General features: G+C 70.8%; 16 protein-coding genes. 5 read left to right on the top strand and 11 right to left on the bottom strand.

The features are described 5' to 3' along the window. The 4 genes from IPL89_17050 to IPL89_17065 all read right to left on the bottom strand — a co-directional run. Window positions 1-742: tetratricopeptide repeat protein (locus IPL89_17050; protein MBK9064873.1), on the bottom strand; the 742-nt coding region annotated here is incomplete at its 3' end. 1 nt (window position 743) lies between these two features. Beyond that, window positions 744-1,667 (bottom strand): Ku protein, encoded by a 924-nt coding sequence (locus IPL89_17055; protein MBK9064874.1) that lies wholly within the window; start codon window positions 1,665-1,667, stop codon window positions 744-746. Between the two features lie 58 nt (window positions 1,668-1,725). After that, window positions 1,726-2,163: a universal stress protein gene (locus IPL89_17060; GenBank protein ID MBK9064875.1), complete on the bottom strand. Its 438-nt coding sequence runs from the start codon at window positions 2,161-2,163 to the stop codon at window positions 1,726-1,728. 14 nt (window positions 2,164-2,177) lie between these two features. Continuing rightward, a complete protein-coding gene (locus tag IPL89_17065; GenBank protein ID MBK9064876.1) occupies window positions 2,178-4,856 on the bottom strand; it encodes a cation-transporting P-type ATPase in 2,679 nt (892 codons plus the stop codon). Window positions 4,857-5,008: 152 nt separating this feature from the next. Here IPL89_17065 and IPL89_17070 point away from each other — a divergent pair, with 152 nt between their 5' ends. The 3 genes from IPL89_17070 to IPL89_17080 are packed head-to-tail and all read left to right on the top strand — an operon-like array spanning window position 5,009 to window position 7,724. Continuing rightward, on the top strand, window positions 5,009-5,293 hold the full coding sequence (locus tag IPL89_17070) for a ferrous iron transport protein A (GenBank protein MBK9064877.1): 285 nt from the start codon (window positions 5,009-5,011) through the stop codon (window positions 5,291-5,293). Then, complete coding sequence (locus IPL89_17075) at window positions 5,290-7,185, top strand: ferrous iron transporter B (GenBank protein MBK9064878.1); 1,896 nt, start codon at window positions 5,290-5,292, stop codon at window positions 7,183-7,185. Before IPL89_17070 ends, IPL89_17075 begins: the two co-directional genes overlap by 4 nt. Window positions 7,186-7,220: 35 nt before the next feature. Further along, entirely contained in the window at window positions 7,221-7,724 is a 504-nt protein-coding gene (locus tag IPL89_17080; protein ID MBK9064879.1) for an ankyrin repeat domain-containing protein, read from the top strand. Between the two features lie 12 nt (window positions 7,725-7,736). Here IPL89_17080 and IPL89_17085 read toward each other — a convergent pair whose 3' ends face one another. From IPL89_17085 to IPL89_17095, 3 genes are all read right to left on the bottom strand, one after another. After that, entirely contained in the window at window positions 7,737-7,952 is a 216-nt protein-coding gene (locus tag IPL89_17085) for a hypothetical protein (protein MBK9064880.1), read from the bottom strand. A gap of 61 nt (window positions 7,953-8,013) precedes the next feature. Then, window positions 8,014-9,090 carry a phosphotransferase family protein gene (locus IPL89_17090; GenBank protein ID MBK9064881.1) on the bottom strand — a complete coding sequence of 359 codons (1,077 nt, stop codon included), beginning with the start codon at window positions 9,088-9,090 and terminating at the stop codon, window positions 8,014-8,016. Further along, window positions 9,087-10,292 (bottom strand): acyl-CoA dehydrogenase family protein, encoded by a 1,206-nt coding sequence (locus IPL89_17095; GenBank protein ID MBK9064882.1) that lies wholly within the window; start codon window positions 10,290-10,292, stop codon window positions 9,087-9,089. Before IPL89_17095 ends, IPL89_17090 begins: the two co-directional genes overlap by 4 nt. Before the next feature lie 69 nt (window positions 10,293-10,361). Here IPL89_17095 and IPL89_17100 point away from each other — a divergent pair, with 69 nt between their 5' ends. Then, the gene (locus IPL89_17100; GenBank protein MBK9064883.1) at window positions 10,362-11,789 is read left to right on the top strand and encodes a nitronate monooxygenase; all 1,428 of its coding nucleotides are present in this window, start codon (window positions 10,362-10,364) and stop codon (window positions 11,787-11,789) included. 4 nt (window positions 11,790-11,793) lie between these two features. Here IPL89_17100 and IPL89_17105 read toward each other — a convergent pair whose 3' ends face one another. From IPL89_17105 to IPL89_17120, 4 genes are read right to left on the bottom strand one after another with little or no spacing between them, the layout of a single operon-like run. Beyond that, window positions 11,794-12,858, bottom strand: coding sequence for an NADH:flavin oxidoreductase/NADH oxidase (locus tag IPL89_17105; GenBank protein ID MBK9064884.1), 1,065 nt, complete (start codon window positions 12,856-12,858; stop codon window positions 11,794-11,796). Between the two features lie 5 nt (window positions 12,859-12,863). Beyond that, window positions 12,864-15,989, bottom strand: a complete 3,126-nt coding sequence (locus IPL89_17110) for an efflux RND transporter permease subunit (protein MBK9064885.1) — start codon at window positions 15,987-15,989, stop codon at window positions 12,864-12,866. An 8-nt stretch (window positions 15,990-15,997) separates the two neighbouring features. Then, entirely contained in the window at window positions 15,998-17,089 is a 1,092-nt protein-coding gene (locus IPL89_17115) for an efflux RND transporter periplasmic adaptor subunit (GenBank protein MBK9064886.1), read from the bottom strand. Next, entirely contained in the window at window positions 17,086-18,528 is a 1,443-nt protein-coding gene (locus IPL89_17120; protein MBK9064887.1) for a TolC family protein, read from the bottom strand. Before IPL89_17120 ends, IPL89_17115 begins: the two co-directional genes overlap by 4 nt. A gap of 60 nt (window positions 18,529-18,588) precedes the next feature. On the opposite strand from IPL89_17120, the gene IPL89_17125 reads away from it, so the two are divergent. Beyond that, complete coding sequence (locus IPL89_17125; protein MBK9064888.1) at window positions 18,589-20,775, top strand: CRTAC1 family protein; 2,187 nt, start codon at window positions 18,589-18,591, stop codon at window positions 20,773-20,775. Window positions 20,776-20,806 lie beyond the last annotated feature (31 nt).

Genomic DNA, 20,806 nt, shown 5'->3' on the forward strand with positions numbered 1-20,806 from the left:
GGTTGTAGTGCGCGTCCAGGAAGTCGGCGTCAGAGGTGAGCGCACGCTCGTACGCCTGCGCGGCCTCGCGCAGCTTCCCGCGGTCCTCCAGCGCTACGCCGAGGTTGAACGCCGCGGCGGCGTGTTTCGGGTTCGCGGTGAGCGCGATGCGGTAATGGACCTCGGCCGCGCCCGTCTTGCCGTCCTCGTGGAGGAGCCGCCCGAGGTTCACGTGCGCATCGGCGTGATGGGGCTCGAGCTCGACGGCGCGGCGGTACGCGTCGCGCGCGTCCTTCGGGGACGCGGCCTCCACGTCGCAGCCGAGGCGGTACCAGTCGGACGCCGTCAGCTTCTCGCCCTCGCGGCGCGCCTCGGCGGCCGCCTTGCGCGCGTGGGGCGCCGCGGCCGTCGCGACCTCGGCGACCGCGAAATCGAAGAGAGCCTGCCCGGACTCGGGGTTCCACACGGATGCGCCGTCGCGCGCGACGACGCGCTTGCCGTCTGCCGTAATCCTCACGCCCGTGATCGGGCGGCCGTCGGGCAGCTGTGCGCGCAGGCGTTTGAGGGACCGTCGCACGGTGGCGGCGGGGACGTTCGCACCGGCGAGGCCCTTGGCCGTGCGCAGGAGGACGAGGTCCTGGAACGAGAGTCGCAGGTCGCGGCTCCCGGCATCCAGCCCAAGCCACGCGGCCCAGGCGGTTACTCGGGCCAGAGGCACCCCGAGCATCGTCGCGGCGTCGCGCGCCGAATAGCCCCCGGGCATGTCAGCCCTTGGCGGCCTTCTTCCCGTTTCCGACCGCGCGCAGCTTCGTCCGCGTCTCGCCGCGGGTGGCGTCGGCGCGCGTGGCGGGCTTGCGCTCGGGCTTCTCCGCGACGTCGGCGGCCCGGGCCGCGCCCTTGCGGCCGGTGCGCGCCGCGAGGCTCGCCTTCAACGCCTCCATGAGGTCGATGACGTGCGTCTTCGGCGCGGGCGCCTCGGTCTCGGAGATCTCCTGGCCGGCGATCTTCTTCTGGATGAGCCCTTCGACGCGCTCCTTGACCTCGTCCTTGTAGTTCTCGGGGTGGAACTCGTCGGTTGCGATCTGGTCCGTCAGCATGATCGCGAGCTTCAGCTCGGCCTCGTTGACGTCGCCGGCGGGCACCTCGACGTCCTTGAAGGAGCGGATCTCGTCTGCGTAGCTGAGCTGCTGCATCATGAGCCCGCCCTCGTGGCCGGTCACCGGCCGCACGACGACGAGGTACTGCTTGCCGCGTGCCGCGTATTTCGCGAGGCCGCAGCGGCCCGTCTGCGTCATGGCCCGCGACAGGAGGCGGTAGGCCTTGTCGCCACCCTTGCCGGGGGAGAGGTAATAGCCCTTGTCGAAGTAGACCGGGTCGATCTTCGCGAGCGGCACGAACTCGGTGATCTCCATGACCTGGTTCGCCTGCTCGTCGAGGGCCTTGAGCTCGGCGGGCGTGAAGACGACGTACTGGCCCTTCTCGAACTCGTAGCCCTTCACGATCTTGTCGCGTTCCACGACCTCGCCGTCCTTCGTGCAGACGAGCTGCTGCTTGACGCGCGCGTGGTCGGACTCGTGGAGCATGTTGAAGGAGATCGCGGCCTTGGACTCGCTCGCCGAGTGCAGGTTCACTGGAATCGAGACGAGCCCGAAGGAGATCGTGGCGGAACCGGTCGGTTTGAGTGCCATAAGACCCGCAATTCTACGCCTCAAGGCGCGACCGGGTCTCAGCGGGCGGCCAGAAGCGTCAGGCCGGAACGACGACGACCGGGACGGGGCTCCCTGCGAGGACCTTGCCCGTCGTTCCCCCGAGGAGTCCGGAAACGCCGCCGCGGCCCGTGCGGCCCATGACGACGAGGTCGAAGCCCCGGGCGGCCCTGACGATCTCGCGGCTGGCCCGGCCCGACGCGAGGCGCGCCTCGGCGGCGCCCGAGCGCGCCGCGAGCGCCTCGAGCTTCTCCGTGTAGTGGCGCCTGAGCGCGGCGGAAAGCGCGCGCGACGTGCCCTTGAGGAGGTCCTCGCGCCCCTCCGCGATCGCGGCGGCGACGTCGGAGACGGGCCGGACGTGCAGGAGCGTCACGGACGCCACCATCGCGTCCGCGAGCCGGCCGGCCTCGCGCACGGCCTTGAGGGACGCGGGGGAGAAGTCGACGGGGACGAGGAGGGTGGAGGCGGGCGAGCGCATGCCGCGATCCTAGATCAATCCCGCGGAGCCGTGAGGAGCTTGCCCGCCTCGACGGCCACGAGGGCGACAAGCGCCATTCCCAGAACCCGCAGCCAGTCCGGCGCGGAGAGGGGCTCGGTCAGGAGCACGGAGGCGAGCGGCGGCCAGTGCAGCGCGAGCAACTGGAGCCCAAGGCCGCCGGCGAGAGCGAGCCAGAAGGGCGGTGTCAGGCTCCTGCCCATTCGCCAGAACGGGTTCGTCTCCGAGAGACCTGGAAAGGCCCCGGCGAGAAGCGTCAGCGCGAGCGTCGCCATGACGAGCGTCTGACCGCGCGGGCCGTCGCCGCGCCCGCCGCCCGCCGTGTAACTCCACAGGACCACGGCCGCGACGACGGCGCTCCGGAGGGCGATCCGGCCGGTCGCGCCCCACGTCAGGAGCGGCTCCTTCGGGTCGCGCGGAGGGCGGCTCATCACGTCGGTCTCGCCTGGCACGAGGACGAGCGCGACGGCCGGGAAGATGTGGACGACGAGGTTCAGCCAGAGGAGCTGGAGGGGGCTCATCGGGAGAGGCAGGTTCGTGACGACCGCGACGAGCATGACGCCGATCGTCGACAGGCTGCAGAGCAGAAGGAAATGAACGGCGCGCCGGATGTTCGCGTAGATCTGGCGGCCCTCGGCCACCGCGGTCGGAATCGTCGCGTAGTCGCCGCTCGTGACGACGAGGTCGGAGGCCGCGCGTGCGACGTCGGCCGAGCCGAGCCCGATCGCGATTCCGATGTTCGCCGCCTTCAGCGCGGGCGCGTCGTTGATGCCGTCCCCCGTCATCGCAACGATCCGGCCGGCCTCGCGCAGCGCGTGGACGATCGTGAGCTTGTCCTCGGGCGTGACGCGTGCGAAGACGGCGGTCTTCCGGAGGTCCTCCCAGCGGTGCTCCCGCAGATACAGGGCGAGCTCCGCCGAGTCGAGGCAGAGGTCGTCGGGTCCGGCGATCGCGAGCGTCTTCGCGACGGCCATCGCCGTGCCCTTCTGGTCGCCGGTCACCATGACGGTGCGGATGCCGGCGCTGCGCAGCTCCTCGATCGCGCCGCGGACGTTTGCCCGCGGCGGGTCGATGAGCCCCACGAGCCCCACCCACGTGAGCCCTTCTTCGGCGGCCTCGGCGGCGTGGTCGGGGCCCAGGAGCCGGTGCGCGAAGGCGAGGACGCGGTGACCGGACTCGCCGAGAGCGTGAGCAGAGGCGAGCAGGCGCTCGCGGCCCGGCGCGTCCAGCGGCGCCTCGGCGCCGCCGGCGAGAACGCTCGTGGCGCGCGCGACGAGGCTTTCGGGCGAGCCCTTGACGAACGACCACAGCCGGCCTTCGACGTCGCGCGCGACGACCGACATGCGCTTGCGTTCGGACGAGAATGCGATCGCGCTCACGCGCTGGAAACGTTCGGCGTCGACCTTGCCCTTGCCCGCGAGCGCGAGGAGCGCGCCTTCCGTGGACGAGCCGTGGACGTGCCAGCCCTCGTGGGCTTCGAGCGTCGCGTCGTTGCACACCGCGGCGATCTCGAGCAGGCGCGCCAGATCGTCCCCCGGAGGTGCGGGCCTGCCGCCGTCGAGGAACTGGCCGGCCGGGTCGTAGCGCTCGCCCGTGACGTCGAGGCTGCGCCCGGGGAGGACGACGCGCGTCACGCGCATGACGTTCTCCGTGAGGGTGCCGGTCTTGTCCGTGCAGATCACCGACGTGCAGCCCAGCGTCTCGACCGAGGAGAGCCGTCTCACGAGGCTGTCCGCCTTCGCCATCCGCCGCACACCTGCGGCCAGCGCGATCGTCGTGACCGCGGGGAGGCCCTCGGGGATGGCCGCGATCGCGAGGATGACGCCCGTCTCGAGCATGAGCCAGAAGGGGCGGTCGCGCAGGAGGCCAAGGACCGTCACGAGGGCCGAGAGCCCGATCGCGAGGAGCGCGAGCCGCCGGCCGAGCTGCTCGGCCTGCTTCTCGAGCGGAGTCTCCTCGCGGCCCTGGCCGGCCACGAGCTTGCCGATGCGCCCGAGCTCCGTGCCGCCGCCGATCCCGGTGACCACCATGCGGCCCGAGCCGCCGACGACCGTCGTCCCGGCCCACGCCATTGAAGTCCGCTCGGGGAGCGGCGCGGCGGCTTCCACCGGGTCCGGCGACTTCGCGACGGGAACGCTTTCTCCGGTGAGCGCGGACTCGTCGGCCTGCAGGTCGTGCGCGACGGCGATTCGTCCGTCGGCGGCGACGATCTGGCCGCCCATGAGGACGAGGAGATCGCCGGGCCGGAGGTCCTCGGCTGGAACTTCGCGCTCGAGGCCTCCGCGCACCACGCGCGCCGTCGGAGCGGAGAGCGTCCGGAGAGCGTCGAGAGCGCGCTCGGCGCGGAAGTCCGTGATGAATCCGAAGACGACCGAGAAGACGACGGAGGCCCCGATGGCAAGCGCATCACCCACGTGGCCGAGCGCGAGCATCACGGCGGTCGCTGCGATCAGGACGAGGATGACCCCGCCCTTGAGCTGGTTCCAGAAGATGCGCCAGGGGCCGCGTGCATCGGTGTCGGGGGAGTCGTCGGCCGGCCGATCGGGTAATGCCGCGGGCGACAGGCCGTCCTCGAGATCCGTCCCGAGTGCGGCGGCGACGTCGTCCACGCTTCGCGCGTGCCAGTCGAGCGTCGACAGGTCGGACGAGTCGGGAGCGGGAACGGTGACGGGCATCGGAGTACGCCGAAGGGAACGGCGCGAGTTCGAGGGTACTCCGAGGCCGAAGCCTCAGCCGGATGAGACATTTGCATCATGGATGCAGTCTCAAGAAAGGTGGAGCATAATGGCCGTGGATGAGACTTAGTCTCAACCGGAAAGCGCATTCGATGCCCGCTTCGGCCGCCTTCACCGCCGTCTCGACCCTGGCCGATCTCGTGCCGGGGCAGAGCGGCGTTCTGACCCTTCTCGACCTGCCCGACGGCGACGCCCAGCGCCTCATGGAGCTCGGCTTCCTGCCCGGCAGCGTGATCGTGGCCGCCCGGAGCGCGCCCGGCGGGGACCCGCGCGTGTACCGCGTCGAGGGGACCGAGTTCGCGCTGCGCAGGGACACGGCCCGGCACATCCACGTGGAAGCCTCTTCCATCGGCCGCGCGGCTGAGGAAGGCCGGTGAGCGCCGCTCCCCATTGCGACGGCTGCCCGGTCGCGGTCCTGCCGGTTCACGGACATCCCCACCCGCGGCTCGTCGGCCTCGTCGGGCCCCCGAACTCGGGCAAGTCGACGCTGTTCAACCGGCTCACGGGCCTGAGGCAGAAGGTCGCGAACTATCCGGGCGTCACGGTCGAGGAGCGGCGCGGCCGAGCGCGCCTGGACGGCGACACCGAGGTCGTGCTGATCGACCTTCCCGGCGTCTACAGCCTGACGCCGCGCTCGGAGGACGAGCGCGTCACGCGCGACGTCCTCGCGGGGGAGATGGCGGGGCAGCAGAAGCCCGACGCGATCCTCCTGATCCTCGACTCGACGAACCTCAAACGCCATCTCGTCCTCGCGGCGCCGGTGCTCGCGCTCGGCCTTCCGACGCTGGTCGTCCTGAACATGGCCGACGAGCTCGAGGCGCGCGGCGGCTCCGTGGACCCCGCGGCGCTCGCCGAGCAGCTGGGCGCGCCCGTCGCGCTCGTGAGCGCGGCCAAGGGCGAGGGCATCCAGACGGTCTACGACTTCCTGAACGGCGCCGTCGGCGTGCCGCGCGCGATGGACCTGCCCACGCTTGCCGACATCCCGAAGTGCCGGCAGTGGGCCGTCCGCGTGGGCGACCAGGCCGGCTACGCAGCCCCCGCGCCGCCGCTCTGGACGCGCCGGCTCGACGCCGTGTTCCTGCACCCCGTCGCGGGTCCGCTGATCTTCCTCGCCGTCGTCGTCGGGGTGTTCCAGACGATCTTCTCGGCCGCGCGCCCGCTCATGGACCTCGTGGATGCCGCCGTGCGCGCCTCCGGCGCGTGGATCGGCGGGGTCCTCCCCGAGTCGCCGTTCCGGAGCCTTCTCGTCGAGGGCGTCTGGGGAGGCGTGGGGTCGGTCCTCGTTTTCCTCCCGCAGATCCTGCTGCTCTTCCTCTTCATCGGCCTCCTCGAGGACTCGGGCTACCTCGCGCGCGCGGCGCTCATCGCGGACCGCACGATGCGCAAGGCCGGCTTGCAGGGGAAGTCGTTCCTGCCGCTCCTGTCGGCCTACGCCTGCGCGGTCCCGGCCGTCCTCGCATCGCGGACCATCGAGAACAAGCGCGACCGCATCGCGACGATTCTCATCGCGCCGTTCATGACGTGCTCGGCGCGCCTGCCCGTCTACACGCTCATCATCGCGGCCTTCATCCCCGAGCGGCCGCTTCTCGGGCCGTTTCTCGGGACGCGCGCCGCGGCGATGCTCGGACTCTACGTCCTCGGGTTCCTCGCCGCCTTCGGGACGGCCCGGCTCCTGAAGTCGTCGGTCCTGAAGAGCGACGGCTCGCCGTTCCTCCTCGAGATGCCGCCCTATCGCCGGCCCACGCTCCGGCAGATCGCCCTCCGGATGTACGACCGGGCGAAGATCTTCCTGCGCCGCGCGGGCACCGTGATCCTCGGCGTCGCGATCGTCCTCTGGGTCCTGGCGCACCTGCCGCTCTCGGCCGGGCAGATGCCCGAGATCGGCAACAGCGTGGCGGGCACGCTCGGCCGCGCGCTCGAGCCCCTCGTGCGGCCTCTCGGATTCGACTGGCGGATCGCGATCGGCCTCGTGACGTCGCTCGCGGCGCGCGAGGTCATCGTCGGGACGCTCGGCACGCTTTACGGAATGGACGCCGGAGCGGGCACGGCGGGCCTCCAGTCTGCGCTGCGCCACGACCTGACGCCGGGCGGCGCGGTCGCGCTGCTCGTCTTCTTCGCGTTCGCGATGCAGTGCCTGTCGACGGTGGCCGTCGTGCGGCGCGAGACGGGCGGCTGGAAGTGGCCGGCGGTCCAGTTCGCGTACATGACGCTGCTCGCCTACTCCGGCGCGTTCGTCGCGAACCGGGTGGTCACGGCGCTGCTCGGCTGAGACGGCGTCGCAGAAACGGGTTATTCTCCGCCCGGGTGAACCGGAAGAAGTTCTTCGACGCCGCGGCCCGCTGGGACGTCGAGACGGTTTCGGCCGGCCTCCGCGAGGACCGGGGTCTCGCGCGTGTCGTCGACGAACGCGGCCGCACCGCGCTCCATCGCTGCGCACGCACGAACGGCGAGAAGGACGGGCTGGACGTCGGGAATTCTCTTCGCGTGGCGAGAGCGCTTCTGAAAGCGGGCTCGAATCCGAACGCCGTGCACGACATTCCCGAAGAGGGCGGGAGCTTCAAGGCGACGCCGCTCTGGTACGCGGTCGCCTGGGGCCGCAATCCGGATCTGGTCAGTCTGCTGCTGGGCTCCGGCGCGGCGCCCCGGGGATGCCTGTGGGCGTGCGTGGGGGCGAACGACGTCGATCTGGCGAAGACACTCGTGAAGGCGGGGGCGCCGCTGGACGAGGTCTTCGGGGGCGAGACTCCGCTCGACTACGCGAAGCGCCTCGGGAAGTCCGCGTTCTTCAGACTTCTCGGCGCACGCTGACGTTCGGCGGGGTCACGCCGCAGCCGAGCCTTTGTGGGCCTTCGCCGCGTCGGCGGCCTCGGCCTGACTCGCGGCGCACATCGTCTCGCAGAACATCCCGAGCTCTTCCAGGACGGCGCAGGCCTCGGTCGAACAGACGGGGCAGCGCGTGCATGTGTGGTGACCCTCGGGGTTCAGGCTCGAGCCGGACTCCGGGAGGGTCGGGCTCGGCTTTTGGGCTGGGCTCATGGGCACCTCCCTCGCTGAACCTGAATATACGTCGAATTACGCGCTGCGTCAACTCGCTGCGTTAGGAAATCCGACCCCGTTCGAGGGCCCGGTCGGCCTGCCGGCCGAGGATCCGCACCCCTTCGGGCATCGCGGCGAAGCGCGGGTCCTTCGTGTGTCCCTCGGCGAACCGGCGGTAGATCTGCTGGGCGATGACCGCGATCTTGAAGAGTCCGAAGACGTAAGCGAAGAGGACGTCGGCGTCGGGACGCCCCGCCCGCCCGGCCCAGCGCGCGGCGACCTCGGCGCGCGGGAGATTCCCCGGGATGAGGGTCGCCCCGAACGGCAGCGCCCGAACTTCGGGCGCGTCGTCGGGGTCGATCCAGTAGCCCAGCGTGGTTCCGAGGTCGAGAAGCGGATCTCCGAGCGTCGCCATTTCCCAGTCGAGCACGGCGACGATCCGCGTCGGGTCCCCGGCGTCGAGGACGAGGTTGTCGTACTTGAAGTCGTTGTGGACGAGCGCGGGGCGCGCAGCGGCTGGAGCGCGCCCGGCGAGCCACGCGGCGGCCGCGTCGAGCGCGGGGACGTCCTCGGTCTTCGCGCGGACCCAGCGCCCGGTCCAGCCGGCGACCTGCCGGACGGAGTAGCCCTCGGGCTTTCCGAGTGCCGCGAGAGGTCCCGACGAGACGTCGAGCGAGTTCAGCGCGGCAAGGGAGTCGACGAACGCCTCCGAGAGCGCGCGCATCCGCGGCGGCGAGAGGTCGAGCCCCGGAGGCGGAGTCGAGCCGCGGAGGATCACGCCGGGAATTCTTTCCATGAGGAAGAAAGGCGTGCCGAGAACGGCGGCGTCCCCGCAATAAGCGAGGGCTTTCGGAGCCTTCGAATAGAGGGGAGCGAGGGCGGACAGGACGTGGAACTCGCGGCGCATGTCGTGGGCGGTCTTCACGGAGGCCCCGTGCGGCCCGCGGCGCAGGACCATCTCGCGCCCGCCGAACGAGACGAGGAATGTCAGGTTCGAGTGGCCGGCGGGAAACTGGGACACTGAGATTTCCGATGCGCCGCCGCTGCCCGGAAACGCGCCTGCGATGAAGTCCGCGAGGGCACCTTCATCGAAGCGGTCTTCTCCTCGGACCTCGCCCGCCGCGTCGAGGACGCTCATCCGCGAGGGGGCAGCCCGAACCGCCGGAGCGTGTGTCGCCCGACGAAGGAGAGGTGGACCTCGTCCGGGCCGTCGTAGATGCGCGCGGCGCGCTCGTGCGCGTACCAGAACGCGAGAGGCGTGTCGTCCGTCATCCCGAGGCCGCCGAGCGTCTGCAGGGCGCGGTCGAGGACGCGCTGGAGGGCGCGCGCCGCCGTGAATTTGACGAGGGAAATCTCCTCGCGCGCCGCTTTCGCGCCGTCCCTCTCGAGGAGCCAGGCGGCGTGGAGGACGACGAGTCGTGCGGCGTGGATGTCGGCGCGGCTCTCCGCCACGGCGGCCTCGACGAGCTGCCGCGTCCCGAGCGGCGTCCCCGGCGCGATCTCGCGCGTGGCGGCGTGGCGGCACATGATCTCGAGGGCGCGCTCGCAGACTCCGATCCAGCGCATCGCGTGGTGGATGCGCCCCGGGCCGAGCCGCTCCTGCGCGAGCGCGAAGCCGTCGCCTTCGCCTCCGAGGAGGTTCCCGAGCGGCACGTGCGCGCCTTCGTAGCCGACTTCCGCGTGGCTCGCCCAGCTCCCGCCGCGGTGGCCCATGACCGAGATGTTCCGGAGGATCGAGAAGCCCGGCGTGTCCGTCGGAACGAGGATCAAGCTCGCGCGCCGGTGGGGCGCCGCGTCGGGATCCGTGACGGCCATGCAGACGGCGAACGCGGCGCCTTCGGCGGACGACGCGAACCACTTGTGGCCGCGGATCACCCAGTCGCCCCCATCCCGCTTCGCGGTCGTGCCCATCCAGACGGGGTTCGAGCCCGCGAACTCCGGTTCCGTCATCGTGAAGCAGCTCCGGATCTCGCCGGCGACGAGAGGGCGCAGCCAGCGTTCCTTCTGGGCGTCCGTGCCGTGCCCGAGAAGGAGCTCCATGTTCCCGACGTCCGGCGCCTGCACGTTGAAGGCGTAGTGCCCCAGCGGCGAACGGCCCAGCTCCTCGCTCATGTGCGCGAACTCGACGAGCGAGAGGCCGGCGCCGCCCCAGGCCACGGGAAGGTGCGCCGCGAAGAGGCCCGTGCCGCGCGCCCGGCGGCGGACGGCTTCGAGCGCGGGTGCCACGGAATGCCAGCCCTCGTTCAGGAACTTCGGCTCGAGCGGAACGACTTCCTTCTCGACGAAGTCGCGCACGAGTTGACGGAGGTTTTTCACGTTTTCGGGCTCGGAAAAGTCCACGGATCCTCCGGTCGGCGGCGTGTTTCGTTGTATTCTGACTCCGGCCGACTTCCAGGCCGGAAAGGCCTCATGTCGGTACTTCCGCAGATCATTCAGGGCGGCATGGGCGCCGGCGTCTCGAACTGGTCGCTTGCGAACGCCGTTTCGCGTCTCGGCCAGCTCGGCGTCGTCTCGGGCACGGCGCTCGACGTGATTCTCGCGCGGCGTCTGCAGGACGGCGACGCGGGCGGACACATGCGCCGCGCGATGGCCGCCTTTCCGTTTCCCGGGATGGCGGGCCGCGTCCTCGCGAAGTACTTCGTCGAGGGCGGGCGGCCCGAGGGCGCGCCTTACCGGGCGATCCCGATGTACGCCCGCACCGGGTCGGCGCGCGAGCTCGTGGAGCTGTGCATCGTCGCGAACTTCGTCGAGGTCTTCCTCGCGCGCGAGGGCCACGACGGGCCGGTCGGGATCAACTACCTCGAGAAGATCCAGCTGCCCGTGCTGCCCTCGATTTACGGCGCGATGCTGGCGGGCGTCGCGGCCGTCCTGATGGGCGCCGGGATTCCGATCCGCGTCCCGGGCATCCTCGACCATTTCGTCCTGCACGAGGCGGCCGAGTATCCGCTCGCCATCACGGGCTCCGTCGAGGGGGACGACACCCTCATGCGCTTCGATCCTTCCGACTGGATCGAGGGCGTGCCCCCGGCACTGAACCGGCCGCTCTTCCTTCCGATCATCGCGTCGAACACGCTCGCCCTGACGCTTCACCGCAAGGCGAACGGCAGGGTCGACGGCTTCATCATCGAAGGTCCGACGGCGGGCGGCCACAACGCGCCGCCGCGCGGAAAGCCGGCGCTCTCGGCGTCGGGCGAGCCCGTGTACGGCGAGCGCGACGTCGTGGACCTCGCGAAGATGCGCGAGCTGGGGCTGCCGTTCTGGCTGGCGGGCGGGCGCGGCACGGCCGAGGGCCTGCGGGACGCGCTCGCGAGCGGAGCTGCGGGCGTCCAGGTCGGAACCGCGTTCGCGTACTGCGACGAGTCGGGCCTCGACACCGCGACGAAGGCGCGCGTTCTCGCCCTCGCGCGGACGGGCGGCGCCCACGTCTTCACGGATCCCGTCGCGTCGCCGACGGGCTTCCCGTTCAAGGTCGTCCAGCTCGAGGGCACGATGTCGTCCGAGGCCGAGTACCTGGCGCGCACGCGGATCTGCGACCTCGGGTACCTGCGCGAGCCGTACCGCAAGGCCGACGGCGCGACGGGCTACCGCTGCGCGTCCGAGCCCGTGGCGCTGTACGTCGCCAAGGGCGGCGGGGAAGAGAACGCGCAGGGCCGCAAGTGCCTGTGCAACGCGCTCATGGCCGACATCGGCCTCCCGCAGACGCGCGGCGGCCTCGCCGAGAAGACGCTCGTGACGTCGGGCGACGACGTCGCCGACGTGGCCCGCTTTCTCCGGCCCGGCGCGACGTCCTACAGCGCGGCGGACGTCGTGGCGCGGCTGCTCGAGACGACCTCGTAGCCGTTCACGCCTTCGCGCGCCGGTATGGGGCCGGCCACTCGATCTCCGCGCCGAGTTCCTTCGCCGCGTGAAGGGGCCAGTAGGGGTCGCGCAGGAACGCCCGCGCCATGACGATCGCGTCGGCCTTGCCGTCCGCGAGGATTTCCTCGGCCTGTTTCGGCTCCGTGATCATTCCGACGGCTCCCGTGGGGATCCCCGCCTCGCGCCGGATCGCCTCTGCGAACGGGACCTGGTAGCCGGGCCCGACAGCCACTTTCGCGTGCGGAACGAGGCCGCCGCTCGAGCAGTCGACGAGGTCGACACCCAGCTCCCTCAGGCACCGCGCGAATACGATCGACTCGTCGAGGTCCCAGCCGCCGTCGGCCCAGTCCGTCGCCGAGATGCGGACGAAGACGGGGCGGTCAGCGGGAAAGGCGGCCCGCACGGCGCCGACGACGCGCAACGGAAAGCGCATGCGGTTTTCGAGTGGGCCGCCGAATCCGTCCGTTCGCCGGTTGGAGAGCGGGGACAGGAACTCGTGCAGGAGGTAGCCGTGCGCGGCGTGGACCTCCACGGCGCCGAAACCCGCGTCCACGGCGCGGCGCGCGGCAGCGGCGAACTCGTCCGTCACGCGGTCCATGTCGGCGGGCGCCATCTCGCACGGCGCCGGATACCCGGCGTCGAACGGAATCGCGCTCGGGGCGAGCGTCGTCCACGCGCCGTCGCCGGCCGCGAGCGCACCCCCGCCCTTCCAGGGCAGGTGCGTCGACGCCTTGCGTCCCGCGTGTGCGAGCTGGATCGCGGGCACGGCGCCCCGAGCCGAGACGAAAGCGGCGATGCGGCGGAAGGCGTCCACCTGCGCGCCGTTCCAGAGCCCCGTGTCTCCCGGCGAGATGCGGCCCTCGGGCGAGACGCCCGTCGCCTCGGCGATCACGAGCGCGGCGCCGCCCACCGCGCGGCTGCCGAGGTGCACGAGGTGCCAGTCGTTCGGCACGCCGTCCCCGGCTGAATACATGCACATGGGCGAGACGAAGATCCGGTTCCGGAACGTGACGTCGCGCAGGCGGAGGGGCTCGAAGAGGAGGGCCATCCGGTTCAGCCTCCCGCCGACGCCGGAGCGTCGACGGTCACGCCGGCGTGCCGCCGCCGCTCGATCCAGCCTTTCAGCCGGTCCATGTACACGTAGAACACCGGCGTGACGTAGAGCGTGATCAGCTGGGAGAAGAGAAGGCCGCCGACGACGGCGAGGCCGAGCGGCCGGCGGGATTCGGCGCCCGCGCCGAACCCCAGCGCGATCGGGAGCGTGCCCATGAGCGCCGCCATCGTCGTCATCATGATCGGCCTGAACCGGACGACGCAGGCCTCGTAGATCGCCTCCTGGGCGCCCTTGCCCGCACGCCGCGCCTCGACGGCGAAGTCGACCATCATGATTCCGTTCTTCTTCACGAGGCCGACGAGCAGGATCACGCCTACGAAGGCGTAGATCGACAGCTCCGTCTTGAAGATGAGGAGCGTCAGGAGTGCGCCGAAGCCGGCGAACGGGAGCGCGGAGAGGATCGTGATCGGATGGAAGAAGTCCTCGTAGAGGATGCCGAGGACCATGTAGATCACGAGGATCGCGACGAGAAGGAGGAGCCCAAGCCCCTTCTGCGAGGATTCGAACGCCTGCGCGGTGCCCTGGAAGCTCGTTTGGACGGACGCGGGCAGCGTCGCGCGAGCGATCTTGTTGATCTCGGCGACGGCGTCGCCGAGCGAGACGCCCGGCGCGAGGTTGAACGAGAGCGTGACGGCGGGCAGCTGGCCCGCGTGGTTCACGGCGAGCGGGCCGACCGTCCGCTCGAGGTGGGTGATCGCCGAGAGCGGGACGAGTTCGCCCTTCTTGGAGCGCACGTAGAGGAGCTGGAACGCGGAGGGGTCGCGCTGGAACTCCGGGAGGAGCTCCATGATGACCTGGTACTGGTTGTTCGGCGCGTAGATCGTGGAGATCTGCCGCGAGCCGTAGGCGGTGTAGAGCGCGTTCTCGAGCGACTCGGGCGTCACGCCGAGGGCGGCGGCGCGGTCCCGGTCGATCGTGAGGTACGCGGTCGGGTTCTTGAGCTGGAGGTCGCTGTTGAGGTCCTGGAGCCCGCGGAACGCCCGGAGCTTTTCCTCCAGCGCCGGCGCGGCGGCGTAAAGGACCTTCGTGTCGGGGGCCTGCAGCGTGAACTGGTACTGAGCCCGCGTGAGCGTGCCCCCGAGGCGGATCGGCGGGAGCACCTGCGGGTAGACGCGGATGCCCGGGACCTGCGCGAGCTTGACCCGCAGCCGCTGGACGATCGGCTCCACGGGCCCGCGCTCCGCGCGCGGCTTGAGCCGGATGAACATCATCCCCTGATTCCCGCCGCGCGTGTCGTTGCCGCGGTTTCCGCAGCTCGACATGAAGCCGGCGATCGCGGGGTCCTCGGCCACGACGGCGGCCACGGCCTTCTGGTGCGCCGCCATGGACTCGAACGAGATGCCCTGCGCGGCCTCCGTGGGCGCGAAGATCTGCGAGATGTCGTCGGACGGGAGGAAGCCCTTCGGGATCCGCGCGAAGAGCCACACGGTCGCGAGGAGGATGGCGGCCGAAAAGACCATCGTCGCGCGCTGGTGGGCGAGGGCCCAGCGCAGACCCCGCTCGTAGAACGCGAGCGAGGAGTCGAACACGCGCTCGGATGCCTGGTACAGCCGGCCGTGCCGCTCCTCCTTCGAGTGGGCGCGCAGGTATCGCGCGCAGAGCATGGGCGTGAGCGTCAGCGAGACGAAGCCCGAGACGAGGATCGCGACGGCAATCGTCACCGCGAACTCGCGGAAAAGGCGCCCGATGATTCCGCCCATGAAGAGGAGCGGGATGAAGACGGCCGCGAGCGAGATGGTCATGGAGAGGATGGTGAAGCCGATCTCCTTCGTGCCGTTGAGGGCGGCTTCGAACGGCGGCTCTCCCATCTCGAGATGGCGGACGATGTTCTCGAGGACGACGATCGCGTCGTCCACGACGAAGCCCACCGACAGCGTCAGGGCCATCAGTGAGAGGTTGTCCATGCTGTAGTCGAGGACGTACATCGCCGCGAACGTGCCGGCGATCGAGAGGGGGAGCGCGAGCGACGGGATGACCGTCGCCGAGAGGTTCCGGAGGAACAGGAAGATCACGAGGACGACGAGCGCGAGCGTGAGCAGGAGCGTGAACTTCACGTCCGCGACGGACTCGCGGATGGACTGCGACCGGTCGAAGAGGATGTTCAGCTTCGCCGAGCCCGGCAGCGCCGACTCGAACTGCGGAAGGAGCTTCCTGATCTCCGTGACGACCTCGACCGTGTTCTGGCCGGGCTGCTTCTGGACCGCGAGGACGATCCCGCGGGGCGAGCCGGTGCTGTCGATGTACCACGCGGCCGTCTTGTCGTTTTCGGTGCCGTCGAGCGCGCGGCCGATGTCCTTCACGCGCACGGGCGAGCCGTTGCGGTAGGCGACGATGAGGGGCCCGTACTGCGCCGCCTCCGTGAGCTGACCCGTGGCCTGGACGGTGTAGGCCGTGTTCGGGCCCCAGAGCGTCCCGGTGGGGATGTTCACGTTCGCCGAAGCCACCGAGGCCGAGACCTCGTCGATGCCGATCCCGCGGTACGCGAGCGCGCGGGGGTCGAGCTGGACGCGGACCGCGTACTTCTGCGCGCCGTAGATCTGCACTTGCGCCACGCCGGCGACGGTCGAGATGCGCTGGGCCATCATCGTCTCGGCGTACTCGTTCAGGACCGGGAGCGGGAGCGTCGGCGTCGTGAGGGCGAGGAAGAGGACCGGCTGGTCGGCGGGGTTCACCTTCTGGTACGTGGGCGGCGTCGGCATTCCCGGCGGCAGCTGACGCGAGGCGGCGCCGATCGCGGCCTGGACGTCCTGTGCGGCCGCGTCGAGGCTGCGGCTGAGGCTGAACTGGAGGGTGATCTGCGTGACGCCGAGGATGCTCGCGGACGTCATGTTGTCGAGGCCGGCGATCGTCGTGAACTGCTTCTCGAGCGGCGTCGCGACGGCGGCCGCCATCGTCTCCGGGCTCGCGCCCGGAAGGGCGGCCGTCACCTGGATCGTCGGGAAGTCGACGTTCGGAAGGTCCGATACCGGGAGCAGGCGGTAGCCGACGATCCCGAAGAACAGGATCCCGAGCATCACGAGCGTCGTCGCGACGGGCCGGCGGATGAACAGTTCCGAGATGTTCAAAGTGCGCCTCAGCCCGCCTTCTTGATCGTGACTTTCGCGCCGGGCGCGAGGCGCAGCTGGCCGTCCGTGACGACGCGCTCTCCGGGGGCGAGGCCTTTCTCGATGACGGACCACTGCTTGAAGACGCGCCGCACCGTCACGGGCCGCGCCTCGACCGTGTCGTCGGCCTTGATGACCCAGACGAGCGAACCCGCCTGGCCCGGCTGCACCGCGGTGTTCGGCGCGACCGTCGCTCCGGAGTCCGTCGCGAGGACGAGCGACACGTTCGTGAACTGGCCGGGCCAGAGCGCGCGCTCGCGGTTCGGGAACGTGGCCCTGAGGTTGATCGTGCCCGTCGTCGCGTCCACGGTGTTGTCGATGAACGTGAGGTCGCCTTCGGAGGCGACGGCCCCGGGGCTGTTCGGGAGCGCGGAGACCTTGAGCGTGCCCGAGGCGGCCCGCTTCTTGACGTCCGCGAGCGCCGCCTCCGGCACCGCGAACGTCACGTAGATGGGCTCGACCTGGTTGATGACGACGAGCGCGCGGTCGTCGTTTGCCTTGACGAGGTTGCCGGGGTGGACGAGAAGCCCGCCCGTCCGGCCCGAGATCGGAGCCGCGATCGTGCAGTACGCGACGTTCAGGCGCGCCGTCTCGAGCGCCGCCTCGTCGCCCTTGACCGTCGCGCGGAGCGCGTCGGCGTTCGCGGTCGCCTGCGAGAACTGCTCCTTCGTGACGTAGTCCTTCTTGACGAGTTCGGCGTAGCGCTTGAGGTTTTCGTCCGCCTCGCGGGCCCGCGCGCGGTCGCGCTCGAGATTCGCTTCGGCCTCGGCGAGCGCGGCCTGGTAGGGACGGCGGTCGAGCTCGAAGAGGAGTTCGCCCGACTTCACGTCCTGGCCCTCCCGGAACGCCACCTTCGTGACCTCGCCGCCGACGCGCGTCCGCACCGCCACGTTCGAGTAGGGGTCCACGTGCCCGACGGCCGTCACCTCGAGCGGGACGTCCATGCTCTCGACGGCCGCGGCCGTCACGGGGACGGCCGGCGGTCCGGACGCCTTGCGCTCGGCGCGCGTGCAGCCGCCGAGCGCGGCGGCGAGGAGGAGGGCGGAGACGATCCGTCTCATTCGGACTCCTTCCTTGCGGGAACGGGGATGAGCGCGGTGTCGGCGCTTCCCGTGTCGTGTGCGAGCTGGGCCACGGCGAGGAGGAACCCGGCGCGGCTTCTCACGTCCTGAGCGAGGGCGTTGGCGAGGGCGCTCTCGGCGGTGAGGAGGTCGAGGATCGAACCGACGCCTTCGCGGTAGCGCCCGCGCGCAACCTCCGCGGACTCCTTTGCGCTCGCGAGGAGGTCCTTCGAGGCGCGCACCTGCTGCGCGGCCGTCTGGACCCCGAAGTAGCTGTTCCATACCTGGAAGATCACCTGCTGCGCGTACGTCTCGGCGCCGGCGTCCGCAGCGCGCGCGGCCGCCTCGGCGCTCCGCGTGTCGTACACGGTCTTGAATCCGGTGAAGAGCGGGACGCGCAGGAAAAAGCCGAGCGAGTAGTTCGTGGTGTACGGGACGCTCTCGCCGAGGAAGTCGTAGTAGTTGCGGCCGGCGAAAGCCGACGCCGAGAGGGTCGGAAGGCCGGCCGACCGGGCGGACGTCACGCGGGCCTGCGCGGCCTGGGCCCGGGCGCGCACGGCGGCGAGCTCGGGGCGGCTCTTCTCGGCTTCCGCGATGAGGCGGTCGACGGACGCGACCGCGGCGTCCTCGTGCACGTCGGCGGGCAGGTCGGCGGCCTCGACGGGCAGGTTCACGGGCACGCCGAGGGTCGTCGCGAGCTGGCCCCGGAACGTCTGGATCTGGCCGCTCACCTGGTCGTAGGCGAGCTTCTGCTGCGAGACGACCGTACGGGCCTGGAGGACGTCCGCGATCGTCGCGACGCCGGCGCGGTGGCGCTCCTCGGCGGCCGCATAGTTCTCGCGCGCCTGCTTGAGGCTCGCGTCCTGGGCCACGAGGAGCGCGCGGGCCCCCTCGTACAGGTAGTACGCCTGTGCGACCCCGAGAATCAGGTCGTTCATGGCGGCGTTGTGGATGAAGTTCGCCGCGAGGAGCCGCCGCTTCGTCTCCTCGACGTCCGCGGCGCGTCCCCCGAGGTCGAGAATGAGCCAGTTGAGGCTCACGGACGGCGCATACGTCGTCGAGAGCGCCGTGACGGAGCCGCCGAGGGAGCTCTGCTTCTGCCGGGTGCCCGAGAAGTCCACCTCCACGGCGGGGTAGTACGCCGATCGGCGGCTCCCGACGTCGGCGGACGCGGACTGCGTGAGGAACCAGCTCTGGCGCGTCACGGGGCTGTTCGCGAGCGCGACGTCGATCGCCTCGTAAAGGGAGATCGTGCGGTTCGCGAGCCTCTCCGGCGACGCTTCGGGGGGCGGCGGCGGAGGCGTCGGGGCGGGCGGAATTGCGTTCGCTGGCGGCGCCCAGCGCGTCTCGGGCGCCTTCGGCGTGTCCGGTGTGGACGCACACGCGCCGCACACGGCTGCCGCGAGGAGAGCGGCGAAGAGAGGGGGCGTCCGCGGCACGCGCCGATTATGCCTAGAGGCCAAGGGGAGACGGAGTTTCGTTCTGGCTAAGATCCTTGGGTGCGTCGCCTCCTTCCCGCCGCCCTCGCCGCCGCGCTTCTCGCGGCCGGCTGCGGCGCGACGGGGCCGATGCCCACGCTGGAGGACTACTCCCGCGGCGTTTCGCGTCCCGTCCGGGAGATCGGAGAATATTTCTTCGAAAGTGAAGAGGGCTCGAGCGCCGCTCCGGAAAGCCTCGGAAACGGCGAGGGCGCGGGGCCGCTGGTCGAGTTGTCACGCCGGTGGCGGCGCGCCTGCGCCAGTCAATGCACCTCGGCGATCAGGATCATCGACCTTCAGAAGAAGTCCTCTTCGGCCCTCTCCCTGCGCCTCGAAGTCCGCCTGGAAGGGAAGCGGGAGCCGCTTCGCGTCGGAAGCCTTGCGCTCTTCGACCTCGATTTCGAACTCCCGGCCGTATCGGCGACCTGGACCCTCCGGGCCTCTCGTGCCGTGGGCGGTCCCGCGGACGTCCAGAAGGGCATGCCGCACCTCTTCGAGGAGGCTGTCGCGCGCGGCCTCGGCGTCACGAACGAGACGCTCGACCCCGTCGAGGCCACGAACATCTGCATGCCCGCGACGCACCACCACCCCGGCGTGCTGCTCGTGGACGTCGACGGGGACGGGGCCGTCGACGTGATCGTGCCCGGAAAGCGCCCGCGCCTCTTCCTCAACGACGGACTTGGCCGATTCCGCGACGCGACCGCCGGTTCGGGGCTCGACCTCCTGCCCGACATGGAGGCGTCGGGAGGCGTCGCGGCGGACGTGGACGGCGACGGCCTGCCCGACCTGTTCCTCACGAACCACGCTTCGCCCTGCCGCATGCTCAAAAACCTCGGACACGGCAGGTTCCGCGACGTCACGGCCGCGTGGGGGCTCGCGGGCCTGTCGGCGCCGTACACGTCCGCGGTCTTCTTCGACGCGGACCGCGACGGCCGCGTGGACCTGTTCGTCGCGTGTTACGGCGACGCGCGGACGACGGGGCCCTCGTACCGCGGGCTCAACGGCGTCGGCGACCGATTCTTCCGGAACGTGGTCCGGGACGGCCACCCCTTCTTCGTGGACGAGACGGCCGCCTCCGGTCTCGGCGATACGGGCTGGGGATTCGCAGCCTCGGCCTGCGACGCGGACGACGACGGGGACGACGACCTTTACGTCGCGAACGATTTCGGAGTCAACTCGTTCTTCGAGAACCGTTCGACGCCGGGCCGTCCGCGCTTCGTGAACGTCGCGAAGACCGCAGGCGTCGAGGACGAGGGCTACGGCATGGGCTGCACGTGGGGCGACTTCGACGGCGACGGGCGGTGGGACCTCCACGTCACGGACTACTGGACGCCCTTCCAGTGGATCCTGCGCGACTCGCGCTGGCCGATGCCGGCGCTCCCGGGCTCGTTCCTCGCGCGGCCGTGGATGGCGAAGATCATGACGCGCCGGACGCGCGGAGACGGCCTTTTCCGAAATCTGGGCGGGATGACGTTCGAGAGGGCTTCCGAGCGCGCGGGGGTCGCGGACGGCGGCTGGGCGTGGGGCACGGAGTTCGTCGATCTCGACGGCAAGGGCCGCGAGGACCTCCTCGTCGTGAACGGGATGTTCCGCGCGACGACAGGCAAGGACGACGAGATCGGGTTCTGGAACGCGATGGGCCGCGAGGGCGTGAACTTCCACGACGGCGTCTGGGGCGGGATCGACTTCGGCGCGAACGGCATGGCGTCGCACACGCCGAAGAAACTGTTCTGGAACCGCGGCGACGGGACCTTCGAGGAGCGGTCGTTCGTCGAGGGATTCGACACGCGCGAGGACACGCGCGGCCTCGCCTACGCGGACCTCGACGGCGACGGCGCACCCGAGGTCGTCGTCGCGTGCTTCCGCGGCCCGCTGCTCGTGTACGCGAATCGCTGGGGCGGGGACGGCGGCGGGCGCGTCGTCGTGCGCCTCTCGATGCCGTCCGGATTCAACCGGGACGCCCTCGGGGCGGTCGTCCGGCTCTACGCCGGCGGCAGGGTCCAGCTGCGCGAGGTCCGCGCGGGCTCGTCGTTCATGTCGCAGTCCTCGCACGACCTCCTCTTCGGCGTCGGGGCGGACGCAATGGCCGACCGCGTCGAGATCCGCTGGCCGGACGGCCGCCGCGACACGCTCACGGACGTGCCGGCCGGCACGAGGGTGACGCTGGTTGAGGGGAGAGAAGAGAAGAGAGATCTGCTTAGAAAGTGAATAGGGTTGCCGGCAGAGGCGGCGCACCCGA

This window comes from Acidobacteriota bacterium (assembly GCA_016716715.1).
Taxonomy (GTDB): Bacteria; Acidobacteriota; Thermoanaerobaculia; order UBA5066; family UBA5066; genus Fen-183.

Coding starts and splice junctions, on each gene's coding strand:
- IPL89_17105 (MBK9064884.1), bottom strand. CDS start 12,858: ATGGCCCTCCTCTTCGAGCCCCTCCGCCTGCGCGACGTCACGTTCCGG.
- IPL89_17065 (MBK9064876.1), bottom strand. CDS start 4,856: ATGCCCGTCACCGTTCCCGCTCCCGACTCGTCCGACCTGTCGACGCTC.
- IPL89_17070 (MBK9064877.1), top strand. CDS start 5,009: ATGCCCGCTTCGGCCGCCTTCACCGCCGTCTCGACCCTGGCCGATCTC.
- IPL89_17100 (MBK9064883.1), top strand. CDS start 10,362: ATGTCGGTACTTCCGCAGATCATTCAGGGCGGCATGGGCGCCGGCGTC.
- IPL89_17055 (MBK9064874.1), bottom strand. CDS start 1,667: ATGGCACTCAAACCGACCGGTTCCGCCACGATCTCCTTCGGGCTCGTC.
- IPL89_17090 (MBK9064881.1), bottom strand. CDS start 9,090: ATGAGCGTCCTCGACGCGGCGGGCGAGGTCCGAGGAGAAGACCGCTTC.
- IPL89_17060 (MBK9064875.1), bottom strand. CDS start 2,163: ATGCGCTCGCCCGCCTCCACCCTCCTCGTCCCCGTCGACTTCTCCCCC.
- IPL89_17085 (MBK9064880.1), bottom strand. CDS start 7,952: ATGAGCCCAGCCCAAAAGCCGAGCCCGACCCTCCCGGAGTCCGGCTCG.
- IPL89_17115 (MBK9064886.1), bottom strand. CDS start 17,089: ATGAGACGGATCGTCTCCGCCCTCCTCCTCGCCGCCGCGCTCGGCGGC.